17 protein-coding genes are annotated in these 14,955 nt (G+C 60.1%); 9 read left to right on the forward strand and 8 right to left on the reverse strand.

What is annotated here, in order from left to right; translation table 11 throughout:
• Positions 1-2 precede the first annotated feature (2 nt).
• From mnhG to AGR2A_RS28825, 8 genes are all read right to left on the reverse strand, one after another.
• Positions 3-347: a monovalent cation/H(+) antiporter subunit G gene (gene mnhG, locus AGR2A_RS03810; protein WP_004439848.1), complete on the reverse strand. Its 345-nt coding sequence runs from the start codon at positions 345-347 to the stop codon at positions 3-5.
• Positions 344-625, reverse strand: a complete 282-nt coding sequence (locus tag AGR2A_RS03815) for a K+/H+ antiporter subunit F (RefSeq protein ID WP_004439850.1) — start codon at positions 623-625, stop codon at positions 344-346. The genes mnhG and AGR2A_RS03815 overlap by 4 nt, the downstream gene beginning before the upstream one ends.
• The gene (locus AGR2A_RS03820) at positions 622-1,110 is read right to left on the reverse strand and encodes a Na+/H+ antiporter subunit E (protein WP_004439853.1); all 489 of its coding nucleotides are present in this window, start codon (positions 1,108-1,110) and stop codon (positions 622-624) included. Before AGR2A_RS03820 ends, AGR2A_RS03815 begins: the two co-directional genes overlap by 4 nt.
• Positions 1,107-2,753 carry a monovalent cation/H+ antiporter subunit D gene (locus AGR2A_RS03825; RefSeq protein WP_004439856.1) on the reverse strand — a complete coding sequence of 549 codons (1,647 nt, stop codon included), beginning with the start codon at positions 2,751-2,753 and terminating at the stop codon, positions 1,107-1,109. The genes AGR2A_RS03820 and AGR2A_RS03825 overlap by 4 nt, the downstream gene beginning before the upstream one ends.
• Positions 2,750-3,085, reverse strand: a complete 336-nt coding sequence (locus AGR2A_RS03830) for a Na+/H+ antiporter subunit C (protein ID WP_006697652.1) — start codon at positions 3,083-3,085, stop codon at positions 2,750-2,752. The genes AGR2A_RS03825 and AGR2A_RS03830 overlap by 4 nt, the downstream gene beginning before the upstream one ends.
• Positions 3,085-6,003 carry a monovalent cation/H+ antiporter subunit A gene (locus tag AGR2A_RS03835; protein ID WP_072493963.1) on the reverse strand — a complete coding sequence of 973 codons (2,919 nt, stop codon included), beginning with the start codon at positions 6,001-6,003 and terminating at the stop codon, positions 3,085-3,087. The genes AGR2A_RS03830 and AGR2A_RS03835 overlap by 1 nt, the downstream gene beginning before the upstream one ends.
• 105 nt (positions 6,004-6,108) lie before the next feature.
• Positions 6,109-6,486: a hypothetical protein gene (locus AGR2A_RS03840; RefSeq protein ID WP_045532846.1), complete on the reverse strand. Its 378-nt coding sequence runs from the start codon at positions 6,484-6,486 to the stop codon at positions 6,109-6,111.
• A 79-nt stretch (positions 6,487-6,565) separates the two neighbouring features.
• Complete coding sequence (locus tag AGR2A_RS28825; RefSeq protein WP_167378172.1) at positions 6,566-6,961, reverse strand: hypothetical protein; 396 nt, start codon at positions 6,959-6,961, stop codon at positions 6,566-6,568.
• Positions 6,962-7,000: 39 nt separating this feature from the next.
• Here AGR2A_RS28825 and AGR2A_RS03845 point away from each other — a divergent pair, with 39 nt between their 5' ends.
• Genes AGR2A_RS03845 through cheT form a run of 9 tightly spaced genes read left to right on the forward strand, consistent with a single transcriptional unit; the run spans position 7,001 to position 14,837 of the window.
• Positions 7,001-8,596, forward strand: coding sequence for a globin-coupled sensor protein (locus AGR2A_RS03845; RefSeq protein ID WP_234797379.1), 1,596 nt, complete (start codon positions 7,001-7,003; stop codon positions 8,594-8,596).
• Positions 8,596-8,895 carry an STAS domain-containing protein gene (locus AGR2A_RS03850; RefSeq protein WP_004439868.1) on the forward strand — a complete coding sequence of 100 codons (300 nt, stop codon included), beginning with the start codon at positions 8,596-8,598 and terminating at the stop codon, positions 8,893-8,895. Before AGR2A_RS03845 ends, AGR2A_RS03850 begins: the two co-directional genes overlap by 1 nt.
• Positions 8,892-9,257, forward strand: coding sequence for a chemotaxis response regulator CheY1 (cheY1, locus tag AGR2A_RS03855; RefSeq protein WP_004439870.1), 366 nt, complete (start codon positions 8,892-8,894; stop codon positions 9,255-9,257). Before AGR2A_RS03850 ends, cheY1 begins: the two co-directional genes overlap by 4 nt.
• Positions 9,258-9,273: 16 nt before the next feature.
• A complete protein-coding gene (locus AGR2A_RS03860) occupies positions 9,274-11,535 on the forward strand; it encodes a chemotaxis protein CheA (RefSeq protein ID WP_072493964.1) in 2,262 nt (753 codons plus the stop codon).
• A 13-nt stretch (positions 11,536-11,548) separates the two neighbouring features.
• Positions 11,549-12,457: a protein-glutamate O-methyltransferase CheR gene (gene cheR / locus AGR2A_RS03865; RefSeq protein ID WP_004439874.1), complete on the forward strand. Its 909-nt coding sequence runs from the start codon at positions 11,549-11,551 to the stop codon at positions 12,455-12,457.
• A complete protein-coding gene (gene cheB / locus AGR2A_RS03870; RefSeq protein ID WP_004439876.1) occupies positions 12,454-13,509 on the forward strand; it encodes a protein-glutamate O-methylesterase CheB in 1,056 nt (351 codons plus the stop codon). The genes cheR and cheB overlap by 4 nt, the downstream gene beginning before the upstream one ends.
• Complete coding sequence (cheY2, locus tag AGR2A_RS03875; protein WP_003503467.1) at positions 13,509-13,898, forward strand: chemotaxis response regulator CheY2; 390 nt, start codon at positions 13,509-13,511, stop codon at positions 13,896-13,898. Before cheB ends, cheY2 begins: the two co-directional genes overlap by 1 nt.
• Entirely contained in the window at positions 13,895-14,440 is a 546-nt protein-coding gene (cheD, locus tag AGR2A_RS03880) for a chemoreceptor glutamine deamidase CheD (RefSeq protein WP_004439878.1), read from the forward strand. The genes cheY2 and cheD overlap by 4 nt, the downstream gene beginning before the upstream one ends.
• Before the next feature lie 13 nt (positions 14,441-14,453).
• On the forward strand, positions 14,454-14,837 hold the full coding sequence (gene cheT, locus AGR2A_RS03885) for a chemotaxis protein CheT (RefSeq protein ID WP_004439880.1): 384 nt from the start codon (positions 14,454-14,456) through the stop codon (positions 14,835-14,837).
• Positions 14,838-14,955 lie beyond the last annotated feature (118 nt).

Below are 14,955 nucleotides of genomic sequence, written 5' to 3' on the forward strand. Positions count from 1 at the left end.
AATTACAAATGCTCTCGGTTATCCGAATTCTGCTCCGCCCGGTCCCGATAAAGTGCAGCGCGGCCGAGAAGCATCAGGGAAACCGGCGTCGTCACCGTCATGAAAATGCCGATGAAGATTTCGTGGAAAGCGAAGCGGCCGCCGGAGACGGAGAAATAGATGATGGAGGCCATGACGATGCCGCCGGTCCCCCAGCTGGTGCCGAGTGTGGGCGCATGCAGGCGTTCATAGAAGCTGTTGAGCTTGGCAAAGCCGATAGTGCCGATCAGCGTTAACGAGGCGCCCAGCAGGACAAAAAAAGCTACGGCGATGGCGGCCCAGAGCGGAAATTCTGCGGCGTTGCTCATTCTATGACCTCCCCGCGCATCAGGAATTTGGAAAGGGCGACGGTCGAGACGAAGCCCAGAATGGCGATCAGCAGCGATGCCTCGAAATAGATGTCGTTGCCGGTGCGCAGGCCGAAGGTGAGCAGCAGCAGCATGGCGTTGACATAGAGCGTATCCATGCCGAGCACCCGGTCCTGCGCGCGCGGGCCAATGGCGATGCGATAGACCGAAATCGTCATGGCAATGGCCAGCATCAGCTGCGCCAGCGAAAAGGACCAGAAAAGGATAATCGAACTCATTCGAATATCTCCATCAGCAGTTTTTCATATCGGTTCTTGATGAGGCTTATCCACGCGGCCTCGTCCACGTCGTCGAGGACGTGGAGCAGGAGCGTGCCCTGACTGGAATTATATTCAAGCCAGGCGCTTCCCGGCGTCGAGGTGAGGATTGTCGCCAGAACGGCCAGCGCCATGGGATCGCGTATATCGAGCGGCACGGCCAGAAAACCCGATTTGCGGTCCCTTTCGCGCCTGAACAGAATGATCTTCGCGACCGAGAGATTGGACCTGACGATATCGTAAAGCACGATAAGGATCAGCTGCACCAGCCGATGCCAGTTGCGGATGCGGGGTTTTGCCGGCCTCAGCGACGCCATCGCCCAGGAAGCGATGAGCGCCACCGCAGTTCCGAGCAGCAGATGCCCCGGCGAGAAACTGTTGATCGTCATCCAGAAGAAGATCAGGGAAACGGTCAGTAGCGGGTAGGGCAGGACACGGTTCATCATGGCTCTGCCTCCGGATTGCCGCCCGCCCGTGGCGCGGAAATGACGCCCTGGATATAGCTCGCGGGCAGATCGAGGATGCGCGCTGTTTCCTGCATGTAACGCATCACCGGCCCCGCCTGAACGGTCATGGCGAGTGTCAGGCCGAGAAGCAGCATGATGGGTGCGATTTCGATGACGAGCACGCGCGGCACGGTACCTTCGATGGAGGCCCAGAAAGTACGGATGCCGGCACGGGTCATCGAGATCAGTGAAGCGAAGCCGGAAAAGACGATCAGGAAGACGATCCACCATGACAGGGTGGAGATGCTGTCATTGGCGCCGAGACCGGACGGATTGAGAATGGCCGATAGCATCGAGAATTTGGCAATGAAGCCGGAAAGCGGCGGCAGGCCGGCGAGCAGGATGCCGCAGGCGGCAAAGCATGCGCCCAGCACGGCCATGGTGGCAGGCATGGTCACGCCGATTTCCTCTTCCTCGTCTTCTTCCTCGCCTTCGCCATAAGCCTCCATGGTTACGGCAAGAACGTTTGCGCCCGCATCCTGCCCGCGCTCGACAAGTTCGATGAGCATGAAGAAGGCACTGATGGTGAGGGTGGAGCTGACAAGGTAATAAAGTGCGCCGGCCGCCACCGTGGGATTGCCGGTACCCATGGCTGCAAGCAGCGTTCCCGATGAAACCAGAACCGAAAAGCCGGCAAGCCGTCCCAGCGCCTGCGACGCCAGAACCCCGATGGCACCGAAGATGATGGTGGCGATGCCGCCGACCAGCAGCGCATCGTGGCCGAAACCGGCCGATTCCCCGGCCGTCTGCCCGAACAGCAGGAAGGACAGGCGGGCAATGACATAAATGCCGACCTTGCTCATGATCGCGAATAGCCCGCCGACCGGTGCAGATGCCGCACCATAGGCGGAGGGCAGCCAGAAATTCAGCGGCCACATGCCGGCCTTGACCAGAAACGCGATGCCGAGGATGGCCGAGCCGGTTTCCAGCAGCATGCGCTGGTCGGGGTTCAGCCCCTCGATCCGGTGGGCGAGATCACCCATGTTCAGCGTGCCCGTCACGCCATAGATCAGACTGACGCCAATCAGGAAAAACAAGGCGGCAACGAGGTTGATGGCGATATAGTGCAGCCCTGCCTTGACGCGTTGCTGGCCGGAGCCATGCAGCAGCAGCCCGTAAGATGCCGCCAGCATCACTTCGAAGAATACGAAGAGGTTGAAGAGGTCGCCGGTCAGGAACGCGCCGTTGACGCCCATCAGCATCATCTGGAACAGCGAATGGAAATGGGCGCCCGCCTTGTGCCATTTCGCCATCGAATAGATGAGCGAGGGAATGGCGAGCAATGCGGTCAACAGGACCATCAGGCCCGACAGGCGGTCGGCGACGAGCACGATGCCGAAGGGTGCCGGCCAGTTGCCGAGCAGATAGACGCCGCTCGAAACCACAGCAGCGATCTCGGTATTAACGGTTGAGTTCACCTCGCGAAACAGCAGAATCGCAACCACCAGCAGCAGCACCGTGGAGGTGAAGCTGATCGCGGCTTTGGCCACACGCTGGCGCTCGTCAAAGAACAGCAGCAGCGCGGCGGTAATGAGCGGCAGCAGGATGGGTGCGATGACGATGTGGAAGGGGAACGACATCATTTCGTCTCCCTCCCGTCCACATGGTCAGTGCCGGTGAGGCCGCGCGCTGCGAGCAGCACGACGAGGAAAAGCGCTGTCGTGGCAAAGCCGATCACGATTGCGGTCAGCACCAGCGCCTGCGGCACCGGGTCGGCAAGCGTCGAACTGTCGACGCCGTTCACCAGCACCGGGGGTGCGTTGGTCTTGATGCCGCCGACGCCGAAGATGAACAGGTTCACGGCATAGGACAAAAGCGAAAGCCCGACGATGACCTGATAGGTGCGCGGGCGCAGGATGAGCCATACGCCGGAGCCGGTCATGATGCCGATGCCGATTGAAAGAATGAGTTCCATTACACGTCCTCCGCTTTTGCGGCGTCAGGCGTGCGAACGCGGTAGTTGCGCAACGATTGGTGTGCCAGTGCTATCAGGATAAGAACGGTGGAGCCGACGACCAGCGAAAAGACGCCGAGATCGAACAGCAGGGCGGAAGCCGTCGGCATTTTGCCGATATAGGGTATCTCCGTATACTGGAAATAAGAGGTCAAGAACGGGTAGCCGAAGTACCACGAGCCGATACCCGTCGCCGCCGCCATCAAGAGGCCAAAGCCCATCCAGCGCAGCGGCAGGATGCGGATGCGGTCCTCGGCCCAGCGCGCCCCGCCGGCGAGATATTGCAGAAGGAAGGCGATCGCCATGGTGATACCGGCCGCAAAACCGCCGCCCGGCATATCGTGGCCGCGCATGAAGAGGAAAATGGAAAAGGTGATGATGACGGGGAACATCCACTGCATCACGATGGATGGCACGTAGAGATAGTCGCGAACGGTATCGCCCTTGCTGCGATCCGGGCGCTCCGCATCGAAGGCGTTCTGCATCTGCTGCTGTTCCGGAAGTCCGATGCTTTCATGGGCGGGACGGAAACGGCGAAGCAGCGCGAAGACGGTGAGCGCCACGATGGCCAGAACCGCGATTTCGCCGAAGGTGTCGAAGCCACGGAAATCGACCAGGATGACGTTGACCACATTGGTGCCGCCGCCTTCGCTGTAAGCGCGTTCGAGGAAATAGGTCGCAATGGCATTCGGGACCGGCAGCGTCATCACGGCATAGGCGATGACGGACATTCCAATGCCGCTGGCGGCTGCCAGCAGGAAATCGCGGGCACGGCGAAGCTGCGCCGGCAACTCATCGCTGCTGTCCACTTTTTCGAAGCGTTTCGGCAACCACCTGAGGCCGAGCAGGATGAGAACGGTGGTGACGATTTCCACCAAAAGCTGGGTAATCGCCAGATCCGGTGCGGAAAGCCAGATGAAGGTGAGGCAGGTGACGAGCCCCGAAACGCCAAGCATGACAAGGGCTGCAAGGCGATGATATTTCGCCTGCCAGGCAGCACCCATGGCCGCAATCATACCGATCAACCACAGAATGGCGAAGATCGGATCGAAGGTTGTTACCCGCGGCAGCGACAGAGCGAATTCCGAAAGGAAGAGCGGCGAGAAACCGGCAAGAAGCGCCACGAGGATAAGAAGCCTCAGCTGCGGCTGCAGGCGCCGGGTGCCGAGCGTGCTTTCCAGCCACCGCGCCCACTTCCAGGACACGGTGACGAGAATGCGCTCGAAGATGCGCTGACCCCGCAAATGCCGGAAGATCGGCGGACCGTCATCGCAGCGCGAGAAATAACCGCCGAGCAGGACGTAGATCGTTACCCCGCCGATCAGCGCCGCGATACTCATGATCAGCGGCAGATTGAAACCGTGCCAGATCGACAGGCTGTACACGGGTGTCTGTGCGCCGAGAACGGAAAGCACGGCCGTATGCAGGAACGGGCCGATGGAAAGGCTCGGAACGATGCCGACGATCAGGCAGGCGAAGACGAGGAATTCGATCGGAAACCGCATCCAGCGCGGCGGCTCGTGCGGATTGGGGTTTGGCAGATCGACTGGCTTGGGGCCAAAGAACACCGTGTGGATGAAGCGCAGCGAATAGGCGACGGCAAATGCGCCAGATAATGTCGCCACATATGGCAGCGCCCGGTCGAGAAGCGAGTCGGCATGGGTTTCGACGGCCTCGGCAAAGAACATTTCCTTGGAGAGGAACCCGTTGAACAGAGGAACCCCGGCCATGGCCGCACTTGCCGCCATGGCGAGGGTCGCCGTTGCCGGCATATAGGTATAGAGCCCGCTCAGCCGCCGCATGTCACGTGTTCCGGTCTCATGGTCGATGATGCCGGCCGCCATGAAGAGCGAGGCCTTGAAAGTGGCATGGTTGACCATGTGAAAGATGGCCGCCACCGCAGCGAGCGGGCTGCCAAGGCTTAACAGCGTGGTGATGAGCCCGAGATGGCTGATGGTGGAATAGGCCAGCAATCCCTTCAGATCCTGCTGGAACATGGCGAAATAGGCACCGAGCAGCAGAGTTATGACGCCGGCCGCGCCGACCAGCCAGAACCATTCCGGCGTGCCCGCAAGCACCGGCCAGAACCTTGCAAGCAGGAAAACACCCGCTTTCACCATGGTAGCCGAGTGGAGATAGGCGGAAACGGGTGTTGGTGCCGCCATGGCATTGGGCAGCCAGAAGTGAAAGGGAAACTGCGCGCTCTTCGTCAGAGCGCCGCCGAGAATAAGAATGAGCGCAGGCACATAAAGCGGATGCGCGCGAATGGCAGCGCCGGCCTCGATGATCCTGTCGAGATCGTAGCTGCCGGCCATGTGACCGAGGATCAGCAGACCCGCCAGCAAGCTGAAGCCACCAATCCCCGTCACTGTCAGCGCCATGCGAGCGCCGTCGCGGGCGCCGGCATTCTGGTGCCAGTAGCCGATCAGAAGGAATGAGAAGATGCTCGTCATTTCCCAGAAGATGGACAGCAGAATGACGTTGCCGGATAGGACGACGCCGAGCATCGAACCCATGAAGGCGAGAAGAAAGGCGAAGAAGCGCGGTATGGGGTCTTCAGTCGACATGTAGTAGCGGGCGTAAAGCACCACCAGCAGGCCGATGCCGGTAATCAGCATCGAGAAGATCCAGGCAAATCCGTCGAGCCGCAGTGTGAAGTTCAAACCGAGCTGCGGCAGCCATTCCACATCGTATTTAAGAACGGCGCCCCCGCTGACGCTGGTATAAAGGAAAATACTGCTGACCAGCCCGAAAAGGGCAACTGCCCCCGCAACGGAAGCGGGAGCTGCAGCAGCACCCTCGCGCGGCATGAACGCCGTCAGGAGTGCGCCGACGAAGGGCAATGCGACAATAAAAGGAAGAATGGTTGCAAGTGTCATATGCGGCGGCGGTTTTCTCTCTGGAATGGGAGCTTGCGGCGGATTTCCGACGACTCCAATCCCTCAGGATTCCAATGAATCCAATGATGATGACCGCCGGAATGACTAGTACATAAGATGCGGAGGCGCGCGTGGTACCACGCTGGCAAAGTCTCGGGACGCTTGTGGCGCGACGGCAACAGCAACGAGCCGCGTCTTTGCCTCAAGGTCAACACTGACGGCGGTTAAGGAAAACGCGTCCTGACCAATACCCGGGGCCGCATTGCCTGACCGGCAACCGACATCACCGCCGTTGTCGCAATCCTTGTCGCGAAGCGAAAGGGAGCGGCCAAGATCGACGGTCTGCATGCGTTCGAGGCGGCTGGTCTTGGAAAGCGGCTTGATACCCGAAGGCGCCTGGAAGCCGATCATGAGAAGAAGGCTGGCGACCACGAGACCGATCAGCACTTGCGGATGGCGCCTTGAACTGCGGCCTTTCTCCATCCATTGCAAGTTGGCATCTCCTTGATCGAAAACGTCTCTTTAAAGCATCACCGCTGCGCGAATATCCCGTTGATTTGTTTTAGGGGAAGCCACCCGCGCTTGTCCAGCACACAGGCCGGAAAAACCGCCCGAAGCGCTCGATTCCTTTTTGTTTTTGCTCATTTGCGGCAAAGTCGGGGCAGGGGCCGTTAAAAGACTTTACAAATTTTACCGTTTGACCCGCAACGCCGCGTTTCTTAACTTTCAAGCAAGGAATTAACCATAAAGATTGGTGGTATTTCCACGGCGGAATGGGGTCTCTCCCCTTCCAGGCATGACGCCGCACTGCCGTACCGGTGCCGATCCGGTATTTCGTTTCTTGGTTCAAGAAGGTCTGGCAAGCGTCGATGCCGCATCGTCCGCGATGGGTGTGTTCGTTCAAAAATCCCCTCAGGGTGCTGGCGTTCTGAACCTTGGCAAATTGGCCGGGTGTCACCGGCCGTCATGTTGTTGGGGACGTCGGTTGGGGCAGGACTTGCCATCAGATCAAGCGCGCAGATCGGCAGGCGGAAGCCTGGCGGGGCGGTTGCGTTTTGCCGGCCTCGATGAGACGCAATCCGACTTCCTGCGCAGCTATCGCGGCATGCTGGAGCCTTACGTCAAGGCCGGCCTGCGCGATGTGATGACCCGTTTCCAGTCCATGCCGGACTGTTCCCCGTCCTTCGACAGCGAAAACCAGCTCGAACGCCTGCACGATCTGCAATCGTCGCACTGGAGCGTTTTGACGGATGCACGTTTCGATGCGCTCTATGCCGAGCGGGTGAAGGTGCTTTCCGACAACGCCAGCCGCATGGGTCTCGATCCGCGCTGGCAAATCGCCAGCCACGCCGTCGTTCTGGAGCACCTCGTTGGTGGACTGGTGGCGGAACACGCGCCCCGATCCATCCTGCCGGGTAGCCGCAAGAAGAGCCGTGAGCTCGCCGAAGCGGTAAAGAATGTCGTCCGCCTTGTGATGGTCGATACCGAGATAGCGGTCTCGCTGCGCTTTAATGAACTACGCCTGCGTCATGGCCGCGAACTTCAGGAACAACGCGACAATGACCGGGCTGAAGCGGCAAACCTCTTCGGCGTCGCGTTGAAAGCTTTTGCGGCAGGCGATTTGCACGCACGGATAGACGGTGACGTTCCAGACGCCTATCGGGATGTCGCGACAACATTCAACACGGCCCTTGAAACCATAGGCGCGTCGTTGACGGCGGCCCATAACAGCGTCGGCGAGGCCGAGGCCTTGAGCGGACGTTTTGCCGATATCGGCCGTTCCATTGCCGAGCGTTCACGCCGGCAGGCCGAAGCCCTTGCCGAAACCTCGCATGCGATTCAGGCACTGATCGGGAACGTTGCCGAAAACGGCGCTCGCATTGCGGCGACGGAAAAGGCGGTTTCGAGCGCCCGCGACGCGGCGGTCGAAAGCGGCCGTGCGATCGGCGAGGCGATCGACGCCATGTCGGACATCGAACAATCCGCCGAACAGATCGGCAGGATCATCGGCACGATTGACGAGATCGCTTTTCAGACCAACCTTCTCGCGCTCAATGCCGGCATCGAGGCGGCGCGTGCGGGTGAAAGCGGTCGTGGGTTCGCTGTCGTCGCGCAGGAAGTCCGGGCGCTCGCCCAGCGGTCTGCAGATGCCGCAAGGGAGATCAAGAGCCTTGTCGGAACCACGAAGACCCAGGTCGAGGGCGGCGTCCGCATGGTCAACCGCACACAGGACGCAATCGGCGGCGTCGTCCGGCAGGTCTCGGGCATCAACGACATGATCGCTGAAGTCTCGCGGCTTACGGCCGAGCAGGCCGGTGAACTGCAATCTGTTGCCGCCGATATTGGCGGGCAGCAACGGCAGGCGGACCGCAATGCCGTCGATATCAGCGCGAGCGCCTCCGAGGCCGACACGCTTCAAACCGTCATTCTGGAACTCGGCCGCACCGTGCGCGAATTTCGTATTGCCCGCCAGGAACATTTCGCTGCCGCCACCGGTGCGGATCGGCAGCAATCATCATTTATGGCCCGTGAGGATAGCCGCACGGATTACCGCCAGGATTACCAACAATTCAGACGTCAGGGAGTCATGTAATGGCAGCCAGAAAAGCAGCTGAGGCGACGCTGAAACTGTCACCGGTGCTGGACCTCAACGAAGCATCGGCCCTGCACGGCAAGCTGATGACGTTGCGGGGAGCACCGCTGTCGGTGGATGCGTCAGAGGTGGAACGTATCGGCGCCCTTTGTGCGCAGGTCCTCATGGCCGGCGCCAAATCCTGGGAAGAGGACGGCAAACGCTTCGGCTTTGCCAGCGTGTCCGATGCATTCGACAAGACCATGAAACTGATAGGCGTCGATATCGATCATTTGCTCCTGAAGGAGATGCAAAAGTGAAGAAAAAAGTTCTTACCGTGGATGATTCCCGGACGATCAGGAACATGCTCCTGGTCACGCTCAACAATGCCGGTTTCGAAACCATTCAGGCCGAAGACGGCGTTGAGGGCCTCGAAGTGCTCGAGCAGAGCAACCCCGACGTCATCGTGACTGACATCAACATGCCCCGTCTCGACGGTTTCGGTTTCATAGAGGGTGTTCGTCGCAACGAAAAGTACCGGGCGATCCCTATCCTTGTTCTGACGACCGAAAGCGATGCAGAGAAGAAGAACCGCGCCCGCCAGGCCGGTGCGACGGGCTGGATCGTCAAGCCGTTCGACCCTGCCAAACTCATCGATGCCATTGAGCGCGTAACCGCCTGATACGGGACATTTCACGATGGATATGAACGAAATCAAGGAAATCTTTTTCCAGGAATGCGAGGAGCAGCTCGCCGAACTGGAATCGGGGCTTCTTAAATTGAATGACGGCGACCGTGATCCGGAAACCGTCAACGCCGTTTTCCGTGCCGTTCATTCTATCAAGGGCGGGGCAGGTGCCTTCGGTCTCGATGATCTCGTGGCCTTTGCGCACGTCTTTGAAACGACCCTCGACTGCGTGCGTTCCAACAAGCTGGAACCGACGCAGGATGTTCTCAAAGTCATGCTGCGCTCGGCCGATGTGCTGGCAGACCTCACCAATGCCGCAAGAGACGGCGGCAGCGTCGATGAAAGCCGCACCCGTGGCCTTGTGAAGGAACTGGAGGCGCTGGCAAACGGCGAAGCCGTTCCGGCATCCGCGCCCGCTCCCGTCGCAGTAAAGGCGCCGGAACCCGTGAAGGCCAAACCGACGGATGAGAGCGGCTTCGAGCCGATCCCCTTCTCCTTCACGGACTTTGCCGACGAAACCACGCCGCTGATGGAAGCGCCATCCTTCCAGATCACCTTTAAGCCGCATGCATCGCTTTATTCAAAGGGCAACGAGGCGGCACTTCTGCTGCGCGATCTTTCCCGCATTGGGGAGATGAGCATCAATTGCGACATGTCCGAGCTGCCTTCGCTCGACAAACTCGATCCTGAAGCATCCTATCTCTCCTGGACGGTTTCGATCACGACCGACAAGGGTGAAGAAGGTATCCGCAGCGTCTTCGAATTTGCCGAATGGGATTGCGATCTCGAAATCACGCCAGTTCTTTCGGAGGCCGCTGCCGGCGAGGAAGAACTCCCGATGATCCCCGTGCCGTTCGACCTTTCGGCGCTTGATAGCGGCGCGGAAGAGCAGCCCGTTGTCGAAGTCGCCACGGCGGAAGCGTCTTATGTTGCAGCAGCTGTCGAAACGGCCGTCGCAACGACGCAGATCGCCCAGAGCGTCAATGCCGCCATCGAAAAGCGTGAAGCTGCGGCAGCACCTGCCGCAGCGCAGGCAAACGCCAATGCCGCTGCCAATGCAAGTGCCGGCCAGACCATCCGCGTCGATCTCGACCGTGTCGATCGCCTGATCAATCTCGTCGGCGAGCTCGTCATCAATCAGGCGATGCTGTCGCAGAGCGTCATCGAAAACGATGCGAGCGGTACGTCAGCCGTCAATATGGGTCTCGACGAGCTGCAGCAGCTGACGCGCGAAATCCAGGACAGCGTCATGGCGATCCGTGCGCAGCCAGTAAAACCGGTGTTCCAGCGCATGTCGCGTATCGTTCGCGAAGTCGCCGACATGATCGGCAAGCAGATCCGTCTTGTCACCGAAGGTGAGAACACCGAAGTCGACAAGACGGTCATCGACAAGCTGGCCGAACCGCTGACGCATATGATCCGAAATGCCGTTGATCATGGCATCGAAACGCCCGAAAAGCGCGAAGCCGCTGGAAAGAACCCGGAAGGCACTATCAAGCTTTCGGCCAAACACCGCTCCGGCCGCATCCTGATCGAGCTTCAGGACGACGGTGCCGGCATCAACCGCGAGCGCGTGCGCCAGAAGGCGATTGACAACGATCTCATCGCTGCCGATGCGAACCTGACGGATGAAGAGATCGACAATCTCATCTTCGCCCCGGGCTTCTCGACCGCCGACAAGATTTCCGACATTTCCGGCCGTGGCGTGGGCATGGACGTGGTCAAGCGCTCCATTCAGGCGCTCGGCGGTCGCATCAACATCTCCTCGCGCCCCGGCCAAGGCTCCACCTTCACCATGAGCCTGCCGCTGACGCTTGCCGTTCTCGACGGCATGGTGGTGACGGTTGCCGGCCAGACACTGGTGGTGCCGTTGACCGCGATCGTGGAAACCCTGCAGCCGGAAGCGAAGAACATTCACTCCTTCGGTGCGAACCAGCGGCTGATCTCCATCCGCAACTCCTTCTGCCCGCTGGTGGATGTCGGCCGCGTGCTGAATTTCCGCCCGACCCAGGCCGATCCGGTCGAAGGCGTTGCTCTTTTGGTGGAATCGGAAGGCGGCGGCCAGCGTGCCCTGATGGTCGATGCGATCCAGGGTCAGCGCCAGGTTGTCATCAAGTCGTTGGAGGCCAACTATACCCATGTTCCGGGCATTGCCGCCGCAACGATTCTCGGCGACGGGCGCGTCGCTCTCATTCTGGATGTCGATGCCATCGTCAGCGCCTCGCGCGGACAGCCCTTGAAGCAGGAAATGTCGCTCGCGGCGGCGGGTTGAAAGCGGATCATTCATGGCAGCACTTAATTTCAACGACCAGCGCCAGTCTCCGGATGACGTTCTTGCCAGCGGTGAATACCCGCTGACGAGACGTGACCTCTCGGAAATCGCGGCGATGATCTATGCCGATGCGGGCATCTATCTCAACGACACCAAGGCGTCGCTGGTTTACTCCCGCCTGTCGAAACACATCCGTAATCTCGGCCTTTCAGGCTTTCGTGAATATTGCGTTCTGGTGTCATCTCCCGATGGCGCGCAGGCGCGGCGCGAAATGCTGTCGCACCTGACCACGAATTTCACCCGCTTCTTCCGCGAAAACCATCATTTCGAACATTTGCGTGACGAGGTTCTTCCTGGCCTCATTGCAAGGGCTAAGAGCGGCGGGCGTGTTCGCATCTGGTCCGCTGCTTGCTCCGACGGACAGGAGCCCTATTCCATAGCGCTCACCGTGCTCGCCATGTTTCCGAATGCAGCCGATTACGACTTCAAAATCCTGGCCACGGATATCGACCCGAAAATATTGGCGCAGGCCCGTGCCGGGGTCTATGACGATAATGCGCTCGAAACCGTGTCTCCCGCCATGCGCAAGCAATGGTTCACGGAAGTGGATGCTGGCGGCCGCCGCAAGTTCCAGATCGACGACAAGGTCAAGCGCCTCATCACCTTCAATGAATTGAACCTGATGACGCAATGGCCCTTCAAGGGCAATTTCGACGTCATCTTCTGCCGCAACGTCGTCATCTATTTCGACGAGCCGACGCAGATGCGCATCTGGTCGCGTTTTGCAGGCCTGCTGCCGGAAGGTGGTCATCTTTATATCGGTCATTCCGAACGTGTCTCCGGTGACGCCAAGAACCTGTTCGATAATACGGGTATCACCACCTATCGCTACATCGGTCACGCTTCGGGGAGGAAGGCATGAGCGCACTCGCACGGGTACTCGTCGTCGATGATAGTCCGACCATGCGCGGCCTGATTTCGGCTGTGCTCAAGGCCGATCCGGAGGTCGAGGTCGTCGGGCAGGCCGGCAACGCCATGGAAGCGCGTGCCGCCATCAAGCAGCTCAATCCCGATGTCGTGACACTCGACATCGAGATGCCGGAAATGAACGGGCTGGAGTTTCTCGAAAAGATCATGCGCCTGCGGCCCATGCCGGTCATCATGGTCTCGTCGCTGACACATCGCGGGGCGGACGCCTCGCTCGCGGCACTTGAAATCGGCGCCTTCGACTGTGTCGGCAAGCCGGCACCAGGCGATGCGCGCCCCTTCGGCGATCTGGCTGACAAGGTGAAGGCTGCCGCGCGCTCCCAACACGCTGCTTACCGTGCGGCGCGGCCGGAAGCCGCAGCCGCGCCGCAGCCGGTTCCGGTCAGCGAATATCGGGCGGGGCGCAAGGTCGTGGCCATCGGTTCGTCCACGGGGGGTGTCGAAGCGTTGATCGCGGTGCTGCAGAAATTCCCCGCCAATTGCCCGCCGACCGTAATTACCCAGCATATGCCGCCCACCTTCACGAAGAGCTTCGCAGAACGGCTGAACCGCATCTGCGCTCCCGTGGTGGAAGAGGCGACGGATGGCGCCCGCCTGCAGACCGGCAAGATCTACCTCGCGCCGGGCGGCGAGCGTCACCTGCAGATCGCCAATCGTTCGGCGCCCTGCTGCCGGCTCGTGGAGCGCGATCCCGTCAACGGCCATCGGCCCTCCGTCGATGTGTTGTTCGACTCTGTAGCCGAACTTGCCGGACGCAACGCCGTCGGCGTCATCCTGACCGGCATGGGGCGCGATGGTGCCGCCGGACTTCTGAAAATGCGCCATGCCGGTGCGCGTACCGTCGGCCAGAACGAAAAAACCTGTGTCGTCTATGGCATGCCCCGTGTGGCCTACGAGTTAGGCGCGGTTGAACAGCAATTGCCGCTGGGCTCCATCGGCGAAGAAATCCTCAAACTAACCACTGCCCGCAAAGAAGGTGCTGACTAATGTCTCTCGCAGAAAAGATCAAAGTTCTGATCGTTGACGATCAGGTGACCAGCCGGCTGCTCCTCAGCGATGCGCTGACACAGCTCGGCTTCAAGCAGATCACCGCCGCAGGTGACGGCGAGCAGGGAATGAAGATCATGGAGCAGCAGCCCCATCATCTCGTCATCTCCGATTTCAACATGCCGAAGATGGATGGCCTCGGTTTCCTGCACGCCGTGCGGGCCAACCCGACCACCAAGAAGGCCGCCTTCATCATTCTCACCGCGCAGGGCGACCGCGCGCTGGTGCAGAAGGCTGCCCAGCTCGGCGCCAACAACGTGCTGGCCAAGCCCTTCACCATCGACAAGATGCGCGCTGCCATCGAAGCGGTTTTCGGATCGCTGAAATGATTGAAGCTGCAGCCAAGCGCGTACATATCATTCAGGGCGAGTATAAGGTCGTCAGCGATCCCGATGTGGTGCTGACGACGATACTCGGTTCGTGCGTGGCTGCCTGTCTGAGAGACCCCGTTTCCGGCGTTGGAGGAATGAACCACTTCCTGCTGCCGGGAACCGGTAGCGTGACCGGCGGAGATGCGACGCGTTATGGCGTGCATCTCATGGAACTTCTGATCAACGGCCTGCTGAAGCAGGGCGCCCGTCGTGACCGGCTGGAGGCCAAGATTTTCGGCGGCGCGAAGACGATCGCCAGCTTCTCCAATGTCGGTGAGCAGAATGCCATATTCGCCATGAAGTTTCTCAAGGATGAAGGCATTCCAGTCATAAGCTCCTCCACGGGCGGGGAACATGGCCGCAAGATCGAATTCTGGCCGGTCTCGGGCCGCGCCCGCCAGCATCCGCTCAGCGGCGCGGAAACACAGAAGACGGTGGCCATGGAAACGCGTCCGGTGCCGGCGCCCAAACCCGTCGCCAACGATATCGAATTTTTCTAGTACGGAGTTTCCAATGCAGCTTGCAGAGCACACCGCCACCACTCCGTTCGAAGAAGCCCTGCCGGATGTTCTGATGCGTGTGGTATCGGAACTGCACGATGTCGCCTATCTCATCGAGCGCATCGAGCCGCAATTGCTTGAAGTGACCAGCGGCCAATTGTCGAGCGAAGGCGTCAAGCTGCTGCAGGGCATCGACCTTGCGGTCCAGAAGACGCGTGGCCTGGCCGAGTTCATAGACACCATCACCGGCTCCATCCCGGGCGACTGGATCGTGGATGTCTCCACCGCGCTCAGCCTCGTCAAGCTTGCTGAAATGCAGAAGGCGCTCGGCGCGGCCTTCCGCCACGGCCATTCCCAGCCGCTCGACAAGGCCTCCGGCGACTTCGACCTCTTCTAGCGCTGTTTCCAGCGGCGCCTGCCTCTTCGCAGAATGCGGAGAAAGGCAACGCTCGCGCAAGCTTCGCACCCTATTGTCATCACGGGGCCAAAAGGTCTCGGACTCTATGAATGACGGT

This window comes from Agrobacterium genomosp. 2 str. CFBP 5494 (assembly GCF_900013495.1).
GTDB lineage: Bacteria > Pseudomonadota > Alphaproteobacteria > Rhizobiales > Rhizobiaceae > Agrobacterium > Agrobacterium pusense.